Raw genomic sequence first — 19059 nt, 5'->3', positions numbered from 1 at the left:
TAAAAAATATTCTTGAATTCGGCTCATTAATTTTATTTTTGCACTTGAAAACTCGATTTTAATGCATTGCATTAAAACATTAATTTGTCATTCCCATGTAAATGGGAATCTAAGAAACACACATACAAGAATGAATATTTTAATTCTAGGTTCTGGCGGAAGGGAACATACATTCGCTTGGAAAATTGCTCAAAGTCCGTTATGTAAACACTTGTTTGTAGCGCCAGGTAATTCTGGAACAGCAGAAATAGCAACCAATGTTACTATTGGCGTAACCGATTTTAAAGCTATAAAAGCATTAGTTTTAGATAAACATATTGATATGGTTGTGGTTGGGCCAGAAGATCCATTAGTACATGGTGTCCATGATTTCTTTTTAAATGACGCCGCCATTAAACATGTTTCTGTAATTGGTCCGCAAAAAGCGGCGGCACAATTAGAGGGCAGTAAAGAATTTGCCAAAGAATTTTTGTTCCGACATAATATTCCAACGGCAGCGTATGAAAGTTTCACAAAAGAAACCGTTGAACAAGGCTATGCTTTTTTAGAAACGTTGAATCCGCCCTACGTATTAAAAGCCGATGGTTTGGCAGCTGGTAAAGGCGTTGTTATTTTGAATGATTTAAATGAAGCTAAAGCAGAGTTAAAAAGCATGTTGGTGGATTCTAAATTCGGACAAGCAAGTACCAAAGTAGTGATTGAAGAATTTTTGGATGGCATCGAATTAAGTTGTTTTGTATTGACAGACGGTAAACATTATAAAATATTGCCAACAGCTAAAGATTATAAACGTATAGGTGAAGGCGATACCGGATTAAATACAGGTGGTATGGGAGCGGTGTCTCCAGTGCCTTTTGCTACCGACGAATTTCTTAACAAAATTGAAGAACGGATAGTAAAACCTACTATCACCGGCTTTAAAAAAGATAACTTACCTTATGTGGGTTTTGTGTTCATCGGATTGATTAAAGTTGGTGACGACCCCAAGGTGATTGAATATAACGTCCGCATGGGCGATCCAGAAACGGAAGTTGTGTTACCTAGGCTGAAAAACGATTTTGTAGACATTTTGCAAGCCATGTCAAATGGGACATTAGACAAAATCAACATTGAAATTGATGAGCGTGCCGCAACAACCATCATGTTAGTATCCGGAGGCTATCCGGAGGATTATGAAAAAGGAAAAGAAATTACAGGTATTGATACTATTGAGGATTCCATTGCTTTTCATGCGGGAGCTCAATTAAAAAATGGCGTAGTGGTAACCTCTGGAGGCCGTGTTATGGCAATCACGTCTTATGGAAACACGTACCAAGAAGCCATAAAAAAATCTTATCAAAATATAGTAAAACTACATTTCGATAAGATGTATTATCGGAAAGATATCGGTTTCGACTTATAAATAAGAATGGGCTGAAACGCTTTTATCTTCTTCGTTGTTATCGTTGAATGTTTTTAGCTGAATCATCCAGTAAACCATGGCAACAAAGCCAATAATAAGGAAAATCCAAGAGAAAGCATTGGCTAAAAACCAGCTTTCAAGTTCTAATGCTCTTAAGGCATCATAAGGTGCAAAAAGCACATTAACAAATAAATCCTCTATAGCGTAAAAGAAATCTTTCATGTGTTCGTTTTAATTGTTTTACCTAGGTCACATGCAACTTTCAATATAAAAATATTTAGATATAAAAATATTTAAAATATATCAGTTTCATAGTTAGTATATTTACAAAGCAAAAATACAAAAACGGTTAATGATAACAAGTATTTTTAAAAAATCTAAACCAATAAATTTCATTATTGTTTTTTTTATTACGCTTTTAGCTTTTATAACGGCTAAATCAAAGCTAGTAATTGAACCAGTAGATGCAAGTTATATTTTTGAGCAAATAGGCTTGTTCTTGTTTTGTTTTGTTTCTGTTTTATTGGTTAATTTTATAGTAAGTAAGCATAGTTTAACAAAAAAGAATAGTTACGAAATTCTACTTTTTAGTTTGTTTTTATTGGCGATAACCCAAACAACCGCCAATACAAATATTCTTTTTGCGAACTTTTTTATTTTACTTAGTTTAAGAAGAATTATAAGTTTACGCTCCATGATTACTCCAGAAAAAAAGCTATTTGATGCTGCTTTTTGGATAGCAGTAGCGTCGCTATTTTATTTTTGGGCCATTTTGTTTTTTATAATGATATTCGCGGCACTATTTTTATATTCAGTCAATAATATTAAGCATTGGCTAATTCCTTTTGTTGGCATTGCAGCGGTATTTGTTATTGCCATAAGTGTTTCCATAATTTATAACGATAATTTTTTTGGTGTTTTTAAAAGCCATCCAGAAGTAAGTTACGATTTCAATAAATACAACACACCTCAATTCTTAATTGCCATCACTATGTTGTTATCGTTTGGTATTTGGGCTTCTTTGTTTTATATACAAAGCATTAAAAACAAGAAGAAAGCATTTAGGCCAGCGTTTAAAATTATTTTTTTGGCCATTGTTGTTAGCTTTATCACCGTTTTTTTGGCACCAAATAAAGATGGAAGTGAGTTTTTATTTATGTTTGCGCCGTTAGCAATTATTATAACTAATTATATAGAAACCATTCAGGATAAGTGGTTTAAGGAAGTATTTCTCCTAACGCTTATCACAGTGCCTTTTATAATATTATTTCTGTAGTTTTTCACCAAATGCTAAATCGCCAGCATCACCAAGTCCGGGAATAATATAGCTTTTTTCATTCAGTGTTTCATCTATGGCTGCAATCCATAAATGGGTAGAGTCATTAAAATGGGTATTTACAAAGTCAACCCCATCTTTTGCGCCAATAATACTTATTAAATGAACTTCTTTAGGGATTCCATAAGGCTTTAAAGCTTCAAAAGTGGCCACCATCGATTGTCCTGTAGCCAACATGGGGTCAGCCAAAATAAGTATTTTATTTTCTAAACTGGGGCAGGCCAAATATTCTACAATGATTTCAAAACTTTCTGGGTTATGTGTATGATGTCTGTAAGCGGAAATAAAAGCATTTTCAGCAGCATCAAAATAATTAAGTAAACCATTATGAAGTGGTATGCCTGCTCTTAAAACAGAGCATAGAACAATATCATTATCAAATAAATTAATATCACAATGTCCTAAAGGCGTTTCAATGGTTGAAGATTTATAGTTCAAAACCTTGCTCATTTCATATCCTAAAATCTCACCAATACGTTCAATATTCCGTCTAAAACGCATACTGTCTTTTTGAATGTGAACATGTCTAATCTCAGATACAAACGTGTTTAATATCGAGTTTTGGTGTGAAAGGTTATGGATATGCATAGTGTGTTCTATCTTTCATATTTGAATGTTAAAGTTAATTATTTAGACTTATATTTACGGTTATCATACCAATTTTAATAAAATGGAAACCGTGAACCTACAGAAATCGAAAGGATATTATTTATGTTTAAATTTTGTAGGTTTGCACTTTAAAATTAATACATCATGTTTACAAGTAAAGCGAATAAAATATTTCAGGACGTTATTGAAAAATACCATGTTATTAACAGCGTAGCACAGCCATTTGAAAACGCCTATTCAAAAACCGATTTAATCGAGCATTTATTATATAGAAAATGTTGGATTGATACCGTACAATGGCATTATGAAGACATTATTCGCGATCCGCAAATCGAGCCAGTAGCAGCTTTAAACTTAAAGCGTAAAATTGATGCATCAAATCAAGACAGAACTGATATGGTGGAGTATATTGATAGTTATTTTTTAGAAAAATATAAGGATGTTACTCCAAAGGCAAATGCAACAATCAATACCGAAAGCCCAGCTTGGGGCATTGATAGATTATCTATTTTAGCTTTAAAAATTTATCACATGAACGAAGAAGCCACGCGTACGGATGCTTCTGACGGACATAGAGCTGCCTGTAAAGTAAAACTAGATGTTTTGCTAGAGCAACGTGTAGATTTGTCAACAGCTATTGACACATTGCTTTATGATATTGAAAGCGGTGATAAGTACATGAAAGTTTATAAACAAATGAAAATGTACAACGACGATGAGCTAAACCCTGTATTAAGAGGGCAGAAATAATTTGTAATTCCTGCGAAATCGGAGATTCACGAATACAATAATTTTAAATATGAATCAATGAGTAAGGCAGGAATCTCATCCTTATAATTTAAAATGTCCAACTCAAAGCACATATTGGTTATTCGTCTTTCATCTATGGGCGATGTGGCTATGACGGTACCTGTGTTACGTGCCTTGATAGAACAAAATCCGCAACTTAAAATCACTGTTTTAACACGTCAATTTTTCTTTCCTTTTTTTAGGGATTTACCAAATGTGTCTCTATTTTCTTTTGCCATTAACGGTAAACATAATGGCGTTTTCGGACTTTTTAAACTTTCTAAAGAATTAAAAGTGTTAGGGATTAATGCCGTAGCCGATTTACATAATGTATTACGAAGCAATATCTTAAAATTCTTTTTTTTCGGAAAACCATTCGTTCAAATTGATAAAGGTAGAACAGAAAAAAAAGCATTGATTTCTGGGGAGCGATTTCAACAATTAAAATCAACCCATCAACGCTATGCTGAGGTTTTTATTAAACTAGGATTCAGCTTAGATTTAAGCAATCCGTCATTTCCAAAGCCTAAAAAATTAAGCTCAAAAGTTTCAGAAGCATTAGGAAATAAAACAACGAAATGGATTGGAATCGCTCCTTTTGCAGCCTACGAAAGTAAAATGTATCCTTTAGATTTAATGAAAGAGATTATTGAGTCACTTTCAAAAGATTATACAATTATTTTATTTGGAGGAGGAACCAAGGAAACGAGTATTTTAAACCATTTTGAATATGAATTCGAAAGTGTAATGAATATATCAGGTAAATTCACCCTTGATGAAGAATTAGATGTGATTTCAAATCTTAGTATCATGTTGTCTATGGATTCTGGAAACGGTCATTTAGCCGCTATGTTGGGTGTAAAAGTGGTTACTATTTGGGGGGTTACACATCCATTTGCTGGGTTTGCGCCATTTAATCAACCAGAAGATTATGCGTTAACGGCAGATAGAAACCAATATCCTAAAATTCCAACATCGGTTTATGGGAATAAATATCCACAAGGTTACGAAAACGCCGCTGGTAGTATTTCACCGAAAACCATTATTGAAAAAATAGAATCAATAGTAGGCTGATCAGTGAGTGAAAATTAGAGTTATTTTAAATCTACAGAGAGCACATAATCGTCTGCGGTGATAAATAATTTTTTTTCATCCAACCCAAAAGCACAGTTGGACGTTCTTTCGCCGGTAAATATTTGTGCCAACAAAATACCTTCGGGATTAAAAATCCAAATACCTCCAGGGCCGGAAGCAAAAACAACATCCTTTTTATTAATTTTCAGCCCATCGGGCAAGCCAAGGTATCCTTCTTTATCAATAAAGGAAGTGACGTCATAAAACAACTGTTTGTTTTGTACTTTTCCAGGGGTAATAATAGCATATTTATACCATACAGCTTTTAGGGGATTAGATTGGCTCACGTAAAGTGATTTGCCATCTTTTGAAATACCAATGCCATTTGGGAACTCAATATCTTTATCTAAAAGTATTAAATCGCCCGAGGTTAGTAAACAATAAACACCTTGAAAATCTAACTCTTTGCCCGAGTCCTTTAATAAGTTGGGTAACCCATAAGGTGGGTCTGTAAAATATAGGTTTCCATAAGTGTCATATACTGCATCATTGGGGCTATTGAGTTTTTTACCTTGGTAATTGTCAACTATAGTTGTGTATTCAGGTTTTGGGTTATTCAAAGGGGCATCCATTTTTACCACTTTCCTTTCACCATGTTGAAGTAAAACCAATTCACCTTGGTCGTTAAGCAGTAAACCATTGGAGCCTGGTTCACTTCCTTTAAAATCTTCATCAAAACTCCCAGAAGGGTGTAAATAAGTGATGGTATCATTATCAAATAATTTGTACACTTTATTCTTGGGGATATCAGAGAAAAGCAAAAAATCGCCATTTTCAACCCATAAGGGGCCTTCGGTCCAAGTAAACCCACTTGCCAAAACTTTAACTGTGGTATTTGAGTCAATAATTTTTAAGGCCTCGTCGTTTAAAATTTCAATTCGAAATTTAGATGAAGTATTTTCATCAATTTCCATTTTAGAGGATTTAGCGTGTTTGCAATTACTGCACAAAAGGGCTATTGTGATAAGGGCTATTAAAGATTTTTGCATAATTTTAAAAAATTTCTGATTACCAAACTCCATCAAAAAAGGATTAAATGTAATTAAAAATTTTAAGCAAAAATGGCAGTAGTATTATATATCATCATAATCAACAACAACTGTTGGTGTTGTAGGTTGCGCTTGACACGTTAAAATAAGACCTTGAGCAACTTCGTTTTCGGTTAAAATATTGTTTTGCCTCATAATCACTTCACCTTCTTTTAAACGGGCTAAACAGCTACTACAAATACCTCCTTGGCATGAGTAGGGCGCATCTATATCTTCATCTAAAGCAGCTTCTAAAATGGTTTGTTTTTGAGACATTTCAATGGTTGTTTCCTCATCGTCCACAATAATAGTGGCTTTTGTTTTACCAGTTATTGTGGTTTCTTCGATAATGTCGGCCACTTTTGCAGCTTTAAAAAGTTCAAAATGGATTTTATCTGAAGTAATTCCATGCTCGGTCAAAACATCTTTTACAGTGTGAATCATGGTTTCTGGTCCGCACAAATAAAAAGCATCAATATCAATATGTTTGTATTTGTTTTTAACCACAAGATTTACCGTACTTTTTTCAATTCTGCCAAAAAGAGCATTATCTTCTTGTGCTTGGCTAAACACAAATTGAATTGAAAATCTATCTTTATATTGGTGTTGAAGTTCTAATAACTCATTTAAAAACATGGTGTCTTCAGTGGTTTTATTCCCATAGACGAGAATAACCTTACTATGTATTTCTTCCTCTAAAGCACATTTTATAATACTTAAAACAGGTGTAATGCCACTGCCAGCAGCAAAAGCAGCAAGGTTTTTAGTTTTATTATCATTTGGTTCAAATACAAAACGGCCTTTGGGAATAGCGACATCTAAAACATCGCCCACTTTTAATTCATTATTTGCAAAAGAAGAAAATGTGCCATCTTTCACTTCTTTTATAGCCACTTTTAACTCATTACTTTTAGGTGAAGAGCAAATGGAATAATCGCGTCTTAATTCATTACCATTAATATCTTTTTTAATGGTAATGTACTGTCCAGCTTTAAATTGAAAAGACAATTTCAAGTTTTCAGGAACGTCAAAAACAACGCTAATGGCTTTATTGGCTTCCTTATTGATATTTTTTACTATGAGTTTGTGAAATGACGACATTTATTATGTTTTTTGCAAAAGTAGGGAAGTAGATTTGTAAATTTAAATTTTGATTGTAACAATTACGGCAAAATTTTTACTAATAAAAAGAAATCTAATTCATAAACGAAATCACTAACCTTTAAAAAGCCCAAAATAATGAAAAAAGTATTACTATTATTATTCTTATTTGCTCCTGTTTTAACTCAAGCCCAAGACACTTCTGAATTTAAAAAAGAAACCATTGAGTTTATTAAATTAACGGGTTCTGGAGCCGCTTTTGATAATGCCATTTCTCAAATAGGCGCAATGGTGTCTGAAGCCAATAAAGAAGCTTATCAAAAAGAAGCCATCGCTACTTTAAATGGACTATACGATAAATTAGCAGATTTATACATGTCTGAGTTTACTCAAGATGAAATAAAAGAATTAGTTGCTTTTTACAATACGGATTTAGGAAAAAAACTTGCAGAAAAACAATTAAGCTTAACTCAAAGAGGCATGGTACTTGGACAATCATGGGGAATGGAATTGCAAGGAATCGCCCAAAAATATAACTAGCCAAAATGATGGTAAAGCATTTTTTAAGTTTAGAGTGGAAGTCGTTTTTAAGGTCTGCTAGTTTTGGGAAAAGCTTAGGCATTAAAATATTTATGGGATTTATAGCGCTCTATTTTATAATACTTTTTTTAGGAATGGGATTGCTTTTATATCCTGGTCTTAAAAAGACATTTCCAAATAAAGACCCCTTGCTAATTGTTAATAGCGTACTTTTTTATTGGATTTTAGCTGATTTAATTTTTAGGTTTTTCTTTCAAAAGCTTCCAGTAATGAGTGTGAAACCACTTTTACAATTACCAATTAAAAGAAGGGATATTGTAAACTTCGTTTTAGGAAAATCCGCTTTATCGTTTTTTAATTTTTTACCACTTTTTGCAATTGTGCCTTTTGGTATTACATTAATAGTTAAAGATTATCCTACTAGTGCAGTTTTAGGATGGATGATAGGGTTGGTTTTAGTAACGCTAATAATTAATTTTTTAAATTTTATTATTGAAAGTTTCTCTGCCGAAACCGAATTATCGATTCTTCCGATTGTTTTATTAACAGGAGGTTTGTATGCCTTAAATCATTTTAATATTATTTCTTTTAATGAAATCATATCCAACGGGTTTAATGCTATTTACAACGCGCCATTACTCAATTTAACCCTATTGATTATACTTGGTATATTGTATTGGTTTAATTTTAAATTATTAAGACAAAAATTATTTTTAGACAGCGGCTTAAAAACAAAAATTAAAGAGGTAAATGCATCTAATTTAGAATGGACAAAAAACTTTGGTGACATTGCTCCTTTTATGAAATTGGATTTAAAACTTATTTGGCGTAACAAACGAACAAAATCCTCGGTTTGGATGCTGGCTTTAGGGCTGCTTTATGGGTTGTTTTTTTATCCACAACCAACTTATCAAAATTTACCATGGTTTTTTGTATTTATAGGTGTTTTTTCAACGGGAATTTTTTTAATAAACTTTGGTCAATTTATTCCTGCTTGGGATAGCGGTTATTATAAATTGCTAATGAGTCAAAATATTAAGTACGAGCAATATTTAAAATCAAAATTTACTCTAATGTCCGTAAGTGTGATTATACTTTTTGTACTGGGCATTCCATATGTGTTTTTTGGATGGAAAATTTTATTGGCACATTTTGCTGCGGCTATATACAATGTAGGTGTCAATACACATGTTATTTTGTATGGAGGCTCATTTAACAGAAAGAAAATTGATTTAAGCCAAAAAGCTGCATTTAATTATCAAGGTACTGGAGCGGTACAATGGCTTATTGGGATACCTTTGTTAATTCTTCCAATGGGCTTATTTGCGCTCTTTTACTTTCTAGTTGGGTTTGAGGTGGCGTGTTTAATAATAGCTGTCTTTGGAGTTGCAGGTATTGTGCTGCATCAAAAATTAATGAGAGTTATTACTGCAAAATATTTAGAGTCAAAATATAAAATGATTAATGCTTTCGATGAAAACAAATAACACATTGCAAAAATGATAACAACATCTAATCTTTCAAAAAAATACAATAACAATTTAGTTTTAAATATCGAATCGCTAGACATTCCTAAAGGACAAAGTTTTGGCTTAGTTGGAAACAATGGAGCTGGTAAAACCACTTATTTTAGTTTGCTTTTAGATTTAATTCAACCAACAACAGGGTTTATAAAAACCAATAATATCCAAGTAAATGAAAGTGAAGAATGGAAACCTTTTACATCTGCTTTTATTGATGAAAGCTTTTTAATTGGCTATTTAACCGCCGAGGAGTATTTTTATTTTATAGGTGAGCTTCGAAACCAAAACAAAGCAGATGTTGGTGCTTTGTTATCACAATTTGAGGATTTTTTTCATGGGGAGATTTTAAAACAAAAAAAATATCTGCGAGATTTAAGTAAGGGAAATCAAAAAAAAGTTGGTATCGTGGCGGCATTAATAGGAAATCCTGAAGTCATCGTTTTAGATGAACCTTTTGCAAATTTAGATCCCACCACACAAATAAGGCTGAAAGGCATTATTAAGGATTTAGCTGAGAAAAAAGGGGTAACAGTTTTAATTTCTAGTCATGATTTAATGCATATTACAGATGTTTGCGAACGAATTGTTGTATTGGAAAAAGGCGAAATAGTCAAAGACCTAGCAACAAACAAAGCCACTTTAAAGGAATTGGAAGCCCATTTTACCAATTAACAACTCGTCTAAAAATTGTTTGATTTTAGAAGTTAATCAAAAAAGATGTTTATTTTTACCCAAGTACATACTATAAACACTAGTTTGTAGTTATTTATTTTGACTAGCAACAAGGGTATTGAAAACATTTTTTAAACTAATAACAGTTATAGGCTGCTCCATTTTTCTAGTAACAGGTTGTTCAAGAAAAAAAGACAAATTCATTAGCCGCAATTTTCATGCAGTAACGGCAGAATACAATGCACTTTATAATGGCTATAATGCTTTGGAAGAAGGACGCAATAATTTAAACGAAAGTTATTTCGATAATTATTGGGAGATATTACCTATTGAGCGCATGGAAGTCTTTGAGGACATTATACTGCCTGGGCAATCTCAAAACGAATCTTTTTCCCGTGCAGAGGAAAAGGCAGTTAAGGCCATTCAAATGCATGGAATGGATATTGAAGGCAAAGAGAAAAATCCACAAATCGATGAAGCGTATTTATTATTAGGAAAGGCCAGGTATTTTGACCAACGTTTTGTTCCAGCACTTGAGGCGTTTAACTACATATTATATAAATACCCCGCCAGCGATAAAATTAATCAGGCTAAAATCTGGAGAGAAAAAACCAATATCCGTTTGGAAAATGATGAGCTGGCTATTAAAAACCTAAAGCGGTTATTAACACAAGAAGTTTTAGAAGGTCAAGATTTAGCAGACGCCACATCTATTTTAGCTCAGGCTTATATTAATAGAAAATCAATTGACAGTGCGATTACAAAATTAGAAATTGCCGCAAATGCCACAAAAAAAAATGAAGAACAAGGGCGTTATCGTTTTATTCAAGGGCAACTTTACAACTCGTTAGGTTATAAAGACAGCGCTGTTTATGCCTTTGATAAGGTGGTCAAATTAAACCGAAAAATTCCCCGTATCTATCTTATTAGTGCCGAAATAGAAAAAATAAAGAATTTCGATTACGAAAATGGCAATAAAATTGAGTTATTGGAATTTTTAACAGATCTTGAAGAAAACAGAGAGAACCGCCCGTTTCTAGATAAAATATATCATCAGATTGCAGAGTTTTATCTTAAAACTAATTCAGAAATATTATCCAAAGAATACTATAATAAGTCGTTACGAACAAATTCGCGAGATGATATTTTAATGGCTCGTAATTATGAAATTCTTGGTAACATGAATTTTGATAAATCACTTTACAGAGATGCCGGCAACTATTTCGATAGCACGATGACTAAATTGGCAGAAAACTCTAAAGAATATAGAACCATTCAGCGAAAAAGGGATAATCTTCAAGATGTTATATATTATGAAGGTATAGCCCAAACGAATGATAGTATTTTGAAAATTGTTAATTTACCAGAATCCGAGAGGTTGGCTTACTTTGAAACGTTTGTAGAGCAACTTAAAATTCAAACAGAAAAGCAAAAGGAAAAACAAGAAGCCCAAACAAGAAACCAAGGTCTTGTAACCGTAAACAATAACCCAGGAAATGTAACACCACCCTCAAGATTAGGAGGCACACCAAACCAAGCGGCTTCATTCTATTTTTATAACCCAACCACTGTAGCCTATGGTAAAAACGAGTTTATTAAAATTTGGGGAGATAGAACATTAGAAGACGATTGGCGATGGGGCGTTAAAAATACATCAAACACCATTACAGATGTTTTGGGTAAGAATGCCTTGGCTTCAGCTACCGAAACCGAATTATTTGACCCCCAATATTACATGTCTAAAATTTCTTCTGAAGAAAAAGACATTGATAGTATTTCTAGAGAACGCAATTATGCATACTATCAATTAGGATTGATTTATAAAGAAAAATTCCAGGAGTACGAATTGGCTAAAGACAAATTCCAGAATTTACTTGAAAGCAACCCAGAAGAGCGATTGATATTGCCTTCTAAATACAACCTCTATAAGATTTATGAAGCTTTAGGCGAAAATGATGAAGCCAATATTGCGAAAAACGATATTATTTCAAATTATCCAGAATCAAGATATGCGACTATTTTGAGCAATCCGGAACTTGCTTCTGCCAAGGACGAAAATAGCCCGGAAAGTTTATATGAAGCATTGTATGCGAAACTTGAAAACCAAGAGTATGAAGAGGTAATCTCTAAAACCGAGGAGTATATTACTATGTTTGATGGTGAACCCATCGTGCCTAAATTGGAATTGTTAAAAACAACAGCGTCAGGACGTTTGTATGGTTATGAGGCCTACGCCAAAGGTATTAATTATATTGCTATTACCTACGCCAATACAGCCGAAGGTAAACAGGCTCAAGATATTGAAGGACAAGTATTGCCTAAAATTTTGAGCAAAGATTTTGTGCCAGATTCTCCCGACGATAACTTTAAAGTGGTTTTTAGCTTCGATAATTCTAAAAAAGAAAATATTGAAAGTTTCAAAGGAACATTAGACACGATATTAAACAACTTAAAGTATTATAAATTAAGTTCATCAAAAGATGTTTATAATAAAGACACCACATTTGTTATTATTCATGGTTTAAAAAATGAACAAATAGCAAAAACCTTCGACCAATTATTAACTAAAGAAGATAAACAAAAAATTAAGGAACCCTACTTTGCAATATCATCTGCAAATTATCAAATCATTCAAATTCATAAGAATTTAGATATGTATTTAAATATTGGCAATAATTAAATAATAATAGTATGTTCTCTGATAATAAAAAAGAAAGACAAATGGTAGAAAACACATCAAATCAAAACATTATTTCGCTAGGCACAAAAATTGTGGGCGATTTTAATAGTGAGGGCGATTTTAGAATAGACGGCACCATTGAAGGCAATATAAAAACAACGGGAAAAGTTGTTGTTGGTAAATCGGGTGTCATTAAAGGGACACTGCAAGGCACAGATGCTTATTTTGAAGGTAAATTTTCGGGTAAGTTAGCACTTTCAGGCACATTAACTTTAAAAGCATCGGCACATATAGAAGGCGAAGTTGTTGCAGGTAAATTGGCTGTAGAGCCAGGAGCCGCTTTTAATGTAACGTGTATCATGAAAGGCACCGTAAAAGAAATGAATAAAAGTGAGCAACAACGACAACAAGAAACCGGGAAAACAGCTTAATAATTATGTTAAATTTTCCGGCATTGCATTTCAAATGATTGCAATTATATGTCTTTTTGCTTTCTTTGGAGTTTGGCTTGATGGAAAATTTCCTAACAACTTTAGTGCTTACACTTTGATTTTTTCACTGTTAGGTGTTGCGCTTGCAATGTATTTTGTGATTAAGCAAGTAACAAATATGAATAAATGAATAAAAATTTAAAACCTTTCTTAGTTGTTTTAATAACTTTTACCCTTCTTTTATTTACCCTTCAATATTTTGCTGTAGAGCATTTAAAACAGACAAAAACTTTCTTCTTTAGTACTTGGAGTATTTATGTTTTTCATTTTTCTGCAACTTTATTTATTTACCTTTTTATTGTTTTTGTTCAAAAAACTTTTTCAGATAAAACTGGTTTTGCATTTATGGCTTGTAGTATATTAAAGATGATAGCAGCCATTATATTTCTCTTGCCTCTCATTCTTAATAAGGAAAAATCGGTTTTAAACGATATTATTACTTTTTTTATTCCTTATTTTTTATACTTGTTATTAGAAACAGTATTTACTGTGAAAATGCTTAACCACAAATAGTTTTTTTATCTAAAGATGAGTATTTTTAAACACCAAACTTTTTTTATGGTAAAAACTTTAAAATATTAATTAAAACTGTACATTTGCACCGAAATTTTAAGACGATAAATTTTTATTAAAAAAGGTATGGTGATAGCAAAAAAATCTATCAAATTAATCGCAATATTAATTTTTGTTATGCTTCCGTTTTTTGCAATAGCATCAGATGGTGGTGAAAATAAAGAATTCAACGCAAGCGAATTAATTAACGATCACATTGGCGATTCTCACGAATTTCATATTGCAGATTGGCACGGTCACCCCATCTCTTTATATCTTCCAGTAATTTTATGGACAGAGAACGGATTAACTGTTTTTTCATCTTCAAAATTTCATCATGATAATTCTGGTGAGCACGTTGTAGAAGTTAACGGTCAAGAATTTGTTAGACATAACGAAGTTATTTATTATGCAGATAAATACGAAACACTTAGTGAAGAGGATAAAGGAGCATTCAACTTTGAAGCACGACCTTTAGATTTCTCTATAACAAAATTAGTGTTTTCAATGTTAATGTCTGCTCTAATATTATTTTTATTATTTACAGCAGTTGCTCGTTCTTATAAGAATAATAAACAAGCACCCAAAGGGTTAGCTGGCTTTATGGAGCCGTTAGTCACTTTTGTGAGAGACGATATTGCTATTCCAAATATTGGAGAGAAAAAATATGCCAAATATATGCCTTATTTATTAACCATATTTTTCTTTATATGGATTAACAACTTAATTGGGTTAATACCATTTTTTCCATTCAGTTCAAACTTAACAGGAAATATTTTTTTTACATTTGTTTTGTCTTTTATCACATTTTTCATTACGTCTTTTAATGGAAATAAAGATTACTGGAAGCATATTTTAACGCCACCAGTACCAAAAGCATTATATCCTATCATGGTTCCAATTGAAATTATTGGAATTTTCACCAAGCCATTTGCATTAATGATACGTTTATTTGCGAACATTACTGCGGGTCATATTATTATTCTGAGTTTAATTTCTCTTATTTTTATATTTAAAAGCGTTTTTATTGCACCAGTTTCTGGAGCATTCGTTTTATTTATGAGTATATTAGAGATGTTAGTTGCTGCTTTACAAGCATATGTATTTACATTGTTGTCAGCATTATTTATTGGTCAGGCCGTAGCAGAGCATGACCATCATTAATTTGAGTTTTTAATTATTAACTAAATAAATTTATTACTATGGTATTAGCTGGAATCGGTGCTGGATTAGCTGCAATTGGAGCAGGAATCGGTATTGGAAGAATTGGTGGATCTGCGATGGATGCTATTGCGCGTCAACCAGAAGCTACTTCAAAAATTCAAACTGCAATGATTATTGCTGCGGCACTTATTGAAGGTGTTGCACTTTTTGCAGTCGTAGTTGCTTTAATTGCAAAATAATTTTTGAAATAGAGACTAAGTTTTCCCAAAACGGTTGGTTTTGGGAAAACTTTAAATAAAAATAATTAAATAAATTAGATATGAACTTTACTGCACCAGAAAGTTTGATTTTTTGGACTACGATAATATTCGTAATATTCTTTTTCTTATTAAAAAAGTTTGCTTGGAAGCCCATTTTGGTAGCTGTTAAAAGCAGAGAGGAATCTATTAATAATGCATTAAAATCTGCTGAAAAAGCAAAATTAGAAATGCAAAATCTTCAAGCAGATAACCAAAAGTTATTGCAAGAGGCAAGATTGGAAAGAGAATCCATGTTTAAAGAGGCTAGAGACATAAAAGTGAAAATGATTGAAGACGCCAAAGGCGAAGCTCAAGATCAAGCTAATAAAATAATAGAACAAGCTCAAGCAGCTATTGAAAGCGAAAAGAAAGCTGCTATTGCTGAGTTGAAATCTCAGGTGGCTAACTTATCTATAGAAATTGCTGAGAAAGTAATGCGTGCAGAATTATCTAGTAACGATAAACAACTAAAATTGGTTGAGTCGATGTTGGGTGAAACAAAATTTAATTAAGAATCATGGCAGGAGCAAGAGCAGCAATACGTTATGCAAAAGCAGTTTTAAGTTTAGCTTCAGATGAAAAAACAGCTGATGTTGTAAATGCTGAGATGAAACTTATTGCCAAAACTATTTCACAAAGTAAAGATTTAAGCGATGTGTTTAAAAGTCCTGTGGTAAGTTCATCCATAAAAAAATCTATTTTATTAGAGGTTTTTAAAAATTCCAGTAAGTCTATATTAAACTTAATAGATACTTTAATAAGTAATAACAGGATTGATATTTTAAGTGATGTTGCACAAAAATACAATCAGTTATTTGATGAATCTAAAGGTATAGAACTAGCTACAGTAACTACTGCGGTTGCTTTAACAGATGATTTAAAAAAGAAAGTGTTAGCAAAAGCTAAAGAGCTAACAGGGAAAGATATTGAGGTTGAAAACGTAATCGATGAAAGCATTATTGGTGGGTTTATTTTGCGTATAGGTGATATTCAGTATAATGCGAGTATTACAAATCAACTAAGTAAATTAAAAAGAGAGTTTATATTAAATTAAAAAAGGGTTAAACGAAGATGTCTAACATCTAGCGTCTAAGATCTAAATACTAAAAAAGATGGCAGAAGTAAAACCAGCTGAAATATCAGCAATCTTAAAAAAGCAACTATCAGGTTTTGAAGCAAGTGCTTCATTAGATGAAGTAGGAACTGTATTAACCGTAGGTGATGGTATTGTACGTGCTTACGGATTGGCTAATGCTCAATATGGAGAGTTAGTTGAATTTGAAGGCGGCTTAGAAGGTATTGTACTAAATCTTGAAGAAGATAATGTTGGTATTGTATTATTAGGACCTTCAATAGGTATTAAAGAAGGGTCTATAGTAAAACGTACATCTCGTATTGCTTCTATTAAAGTTGGGGAAGGTATTGTTGGACGTGTTGTAGATACCTTAGGTAATCCAATCGATGGGAAAGGTCCTATTTCTGGCAAAACTTATGAAATGCCTTTAGAGCGTAAAGCACCTGGAGTTATTTTCCGTGAACCAGTAACTGAACCATTGCAAACTGGTATTAAATCTATCGATGCGATGATCCCTGTTGGTCGTGGACAACGTGAGTTGGTTATTGGCGACCGTCAAACGGGTAAAACAGCGGTTTGTATAGATACCATCTTAAATCAAAAAGAATTTTATGATGCAGGAAATCCTGTATATTGTATCTATGTTGCTGTTGGACAAAAAGCCTCAACAGTAGCTTTAATTGCAAAAACATTAGAAGAAAAAGGTGCTTTGGCATATACAACTATTGTAGCTGCTAATGCTTCAGATCCTGCAGCGATGCAAGTATATGCGCCATTTTCAGGAGCATCTATCGGTGAATATTTTAGAGATACAGGTCGTCCAGCTTTAATCATCTATGATGATTTATCGAAACAAGCCGTAGCTTACCGTGAGGTATCCTTATTATTACGTCGTCCACCAGGACGTGAGGCGTATCCTGGAGATGTTTTCTATTTACACTCTCGTTTATTGGAGCGTGCTGCAAAAATCATCAATAATGATGATATCGCTAAGAATATGAATGACTTACCGGATAACTTAAAACCTATCGTCAAAGGAGGTGGTTCATTAACGGCATTGCCAATTATTGAAACACAAGCAGGAGACGTTTCGGCATATATCCCAACAAACGTAATTTCGATTACAGATGGACAGATTTTCTTGGATGGGGATTTATTTAACTCTGGTGTACGTCCAGCAATTAACGTGGGTATTTCGGTATCTCGTGTGGGTGGTAACGCACAGATTAAATCCATGAAAAAAGTAGCTGGTACTTTAAAATTAGATCAAGCGCAATATCGCGAACTAGAAGCGTTTGCTAAGTTTGGATCAGATTTAGATGCCGTTACGTTAAACGTTATTGAGAAAGGCAAACGTAATGTGGAGATTTTAAAACAAGCTCAGAACGATCCATTTAAAGTAGAAGATCAAGTAGCTATCATCTATGCAGGATCTAAAAACTTGTTAAGAGATGTACCTGTTGAAAAAGTAAAAGAATTTGAAATAGATTATTTAGAATTCTTAAGAGCGAAACACAGCAATGTATTAGCCGATTTAAAAGCAGGTAAATTAACCGATGAGGTTACAGATACATTAACAGCTGTAGCAAAGGATTTATCTAGTAAATATAGAGCGTAATCCCCTCTTAATCTCCCCAAAGGGGAGAAATAGGAACGAATATTAATTTTATTAACTAATCAATCCCTCTCCTTTTGGAGAGGTTAGGAGAGGAAAATGGCGAATCTAAAAGAAATACGTAACAGAATAACATCGGTGTCTTCAACCATGCAGATTACCAGTGCCATGAAAATGGTATCGGCTGCAAAGTTAAAAAAGGCGCAAGATGCTATTACGGCAATGCGTCCTTATGCAGATAAGTTAACCGAACTTTTACAAAGTTTAAGTGCAACTTTAGATGAAGATTCTGGAAGTAAATTTTCTACGCAGCGAGAGGTAAAAAAGGTTTTAATCGTTGCAATCACGTCTAATAGAGGCTTGTGTGGGGCTTTTAATTCCAATATTATAAAAGAGGTTAATAGATTAACAAAATTAACCTATGCCAACCAAAATGTGTCTTATATAGCAATTGGTAAAAAAGCTAATGATGCATTCAAGAAAACAAATAAAGTTATTGCTAACGAGAGTCGTGTTTTTGATGATTTAACTTTTGACAATGTCGCAGAAATTGCTCAAATGTTAATGGATAAATTTGTTGCTGGCGAGTTTGATAAAATTGATATCGTTTACAATAAGTTTAAAAATGCCGCAACACAAATAGTAACAACAGAACAATTTTTACCTATTGTTCCTGTTGAAGGAAGCGCTAGTAATAATTCTGATTATATTTTTGAACCTTCAAAAGTGGAAATCGTTGAGCAATTAATTCCAAAGTCTTTAAAAACACAATTGTATAAAGGGGTTAGAGATTCTTTTGCAAGCGAACACGGCGCTCGTATGACCGCAATGCATAAAGCAACAGATAATGCAACAGAATTAAGGAATCAATTGAAATTAACATACAACAAAGCACGTCAAGCCGCAATTACTAACGAGATTTTAGAAATTGTTGGTGGAGCGGAAGCTTTAAACAATTAGACGGAGCTTTTGCGGAGTCAAATTTTAAAAAGAAGGAAGCTTTAAACAATTAGACAGAGCTTTTGCGATGTCAAATTTTAAAAAAGGCT

Annotated in this window: 21 protein-coding genes; 17 read left to right on the top strand and 4 right to left on the bottom strand. The window is 33.0% G+C overall.

The genetic code is table 11. The annotated features are described in order from the left end of the window. Nucleotides 1-130 precede the first annotated feature (130 nt). Nucleotides 131-1402 (top strand): phosphoribosylamine--glycine ligase, encoded by a 1272-nt coding sequence (purD, locus tag CSW08_RS06660; protein WP_106659204.1) that lies wholly within the window; start codon nucleotides 131-133, stop codon nucleotides 1400-1402. On the opposite strand, the gene CSW08_RS06655 is transcribed toward purD, so the two are convergent. Next, nucleotides 1397-1624: a DUF6341 family protein gene (locus CSW08_RS06655; RefSeq protein ID WP_106659131.1), complete on the bottom strand. Its 228-nt coding sequence runs from the start codon at nucleotides 1622-1624 to the stop codon at nucleotides 1397-1399. The genes purD and CSW08_RS06655 overlap by 6 nt on opposite strands. 130 nt (nucleotides 1625-1754) lie before the next feature. Here CSW08_RS06655 and CSW08_RS06650 point away from each other — a divergent pair, with 130 nt between their 5' ends. After that, entirely contained in the window at nucleotides 1755-2678 is a 924-nt protein-coding gene (locus CSW08_RS06650; RefSeq protein WP_106659130.1) for a DUF6427 family protein, read from the top strand. Here CSW08_RS06650 and upp read toward each other — a convergent pair. Next, on the bottom strand, nucleotides 2667-3326 hold the full coding sequence (gene upp, locus CSW08_RS06645; protein ID WP_106659129.1) for a uracil phosphoribosyltransferase: 660 nt from the start codon (nucleotides 3324-3326) through the stop codon (nucleotides 2667-2669). The two genes, CSW08_RS06650 and upp, sit on opposite strands and share 12 nt — an antisense overlap. Before the next feature lie 165 nt (nucleotides 3327-3491). On the opposite strand from upp, the gene CSW08_RS06640 reads away from it, so the two are divergent. After that, complete coding sequence (locus CSW08_RS06640; protein WP_106659128.1) at nucleotides 3492-4097, top strand: DUF4254 domain-containing protein; 606 nt, start codon at nucleotides 3492-3494, stop codon at nucleotides 4095-4097. A gap of 93 nt (nucleotides 4098-4190) precedes the next feature. Then, nucleotides 4191-5210: a glycosyltransferase family 9 protein gene (locus CSW08_RS06635; protein WP_238987212.1), complete on the top strand. Its 1020-nt coding sequence runs from the start codon at nucleotides 4191-4193 to the stop codon at nucleotides 5208-5210. A 20-nt stretch (nucleotides 5211-5230) separates the two neighbouring features. On the opposite strand, the gene CSW08_RS06630 is transcribed toward CSW08_RS06635, so the two are convergent. Beyond that, the gene (locus CSW08_RS06630; RefSeq protein WP_238987211.1) at nucleotides 5231-6184 is read right to left on the bottom strand and encodes an SMP-30/gluconolactonase/LRE family protein; all 954 of its coding nucleotides are present in this window, start codon (nucleotides 6182-6184) and stop codon (nucleotides 5231-5233) included. A gap of 159 nt (nucleotides 6185-6343) precedes the next feature. Beyond that, nucleotides 6344-7399 carry a ferredoxin--NADP reductase gene (locus CSW08_RS06625; protein ID WP_106659126.1) on the bottom strand — a complete coding sequence of 352 codons (1056 nt, stop codon included), beginning with the start codon at nucleotides 7397-7399 and terminating at the stop codon, nucleotides 6344-6346. A 138-nt stretch (nucleotides 7400-7537) separates the two neighbouring features. On the opposite strand from CSW08_RS06625, the gene CSW08_RS06620 reads away from it, so the two are divergent. The 13 genes from CSW08_RS06620 (at nucleotide 7538) to atpG (ending at nucleotide 18970) form a co-directional block, all read left to right on the top strand. Beyond that, nucleotides 7538-7939, top strand: a complete 402-nt coding sequence (locus tag CSW08_RS06620) for a DUF2059 domain-containing protein (protein WP_106659125.1) — start codon at nucleotides 7538-7540, stop codon at nucleotides 7937-7939. 5 nt (nucleotides 7940-7944) lie between these two features. Further along, nucleotides 7945-9426, top strand: a complete 1482-nt coding sequence (locus CSW08_RS06615) for a DUF5687 family protein (protein WP_317044923.1) — start codon at nucleotides 7945-7947, stop codon at nucleotides 9424-9426. A gap of 12 nt (nucleotides 9427-9438) precedes the next feature. Further along, nucleotides 9439-10134: an ABC transporter ATP-binding protein gene (locus CSW08_RS06610; protein ID WP_106659124.1), complete on the top strand. Its 696-nt coding sequence runs from the start codon at nucleotides 9439-9441 to the stop codon at nucleotides 10132-10134. 118 nt (nucleotides 10135-10252) lie between these two features. After that, nucleotides 10253-12814 (top strand): type IX secretion system periplasmic lipoprotein PorW/SprE, encoded by a 2562-nt coding sequence (gene porW, locus CSW08_RS06605; RefSeq protein WP_106659123.1) that lies wholly within the window; start codon nucleotides 10253-10255, stop codon nucleotides 12812-12814. Nucleotides 12815-12825: 11 nt separating this feature from the next. After that, nucleotides 12826-13245, top strand: coding sequence for a bactofilin family protein (locus CSW08_RS06600; protein WP_106659122.1), 420 nt, complete (start codon nucleotides 12826-12828; stop codon nucleotides 13243-13245). Further along, nucleotides 13205-13435, top strand: coding sequence for an AtpZ/AtpI family protein (locus tag CSW08_RS06595; RefSeq protein WP_106659121.1), 231 nt, complete (start codon nucleotides 13205-13207; stop codon nucleotides 13433-13435). Before CSW08_RS06600 ends, CSW08_RS06595 begins: the two co-directional genes overlap by 41 nt. Further along, nucleotides 13432-13818: a DUF6168 family protein gene (locus tag CSW08_RS06590; protein ID WP_106659120.1), complete on the top strand. Its 387-nt coding sequence runs from the start codon at nucleotides 13432-13434 to the stop codon at nucleotides 13816-13818. Before CSW08_RS06595 ends, CSW08_RS06590 begins: the two co-directional genes overlap by 4 nt. Nucleotides 13819-13944: 126 nt before the next feature. Next, nucleotides 13945-15021 (top strand): F0F1 ATP synthase subunit A, encoded by a 1077-nt coding sequence (atpB, locus tag CSW08_RS06585; RefSeq protein ID WP_106659119.1) that lies wholly within the window; start codon nucleotides 13945-13947, stop codon nucleotides 15019-15021. Between the two features lie 38 nt (nucleotides 15022-15059). Then, nucleotides 15060-15260, top strand: coding sequence for an ATP synthase F0 subunit C (gene atpE / locus CSW08_RS06580; protein WP_106659118.1), 201 nt, complete (start codon nucleotides 15060-15062; stop codon nucleotides 15258-15260). An 80-nt stretch (nucleotides 15261-15340) separates the two neighbouring features. Continuing rightward, nucleotides 15341-15832 (top strand): F0F1 ATP synthase subunit B, encoded by a 492-nt coding sequence (locus tag CSW08_RS06575; protein ID WP_106659117.1) that lies wholly within the window; start codon nucleotides 15341-15343, stop codon nucleotides 15830-15832. 5 nt (nucleotides 15833-15837) lie between these two features. Further along, nucleotides 15838-16374, top strand: a complete 537-nt coding sequence (atpH, locus tag CSW08_RS06570) for an ATP synthase F1 subunit delta (RefSeq protein ID WP_106659116.1) — start codon at nucleotides 15838-15840, stop codon at nucleotides 16372-16374. A gap of 58 nt (nucleotides 16375-16432) precedes the next feature. Further along, nucleotides 16433-18013, top strand: a complete 1581-nt coding sequence (gene atpA / locus CSW08_RS06565) for a F0F1 ATP synthase subunit alpha (RefSeq protein ID WP_106659115.1) — start codon at nucleotides 16433-16435, stop codon at nucleotides 18011-18013. A 96-nt stretch (nucleotides 18014-18109) separates the two neighbouring features. Then, a complete protein-coding gene (gene atpG / locus CSW08_RS06560) occupies nucleotides 18110-18970 on the top strand; it encodes an ATP synthase F1 subunit gamma (protein ID WP_106659114.1) in 861 nt (286 codons plus the stop codon). Nucleotides 18971-19059 lie beyond the last annotated feature (89 nt).

This window comes from Confluentibacter flavum, assembly GCF_002843175.1.
Taxonomy (GTDB): Bacteria; Bacteroidota; Bacteroidia; order Flavobacteriales; family Flavobacteriaceae; genus Confluentibacter; species Confluentibacter flavum.
The sequence above is the reverse complement of the archived record's forward strand: the minus strand, read 5'-3'. Positions and strand labels throughout refer to the sequence as shown.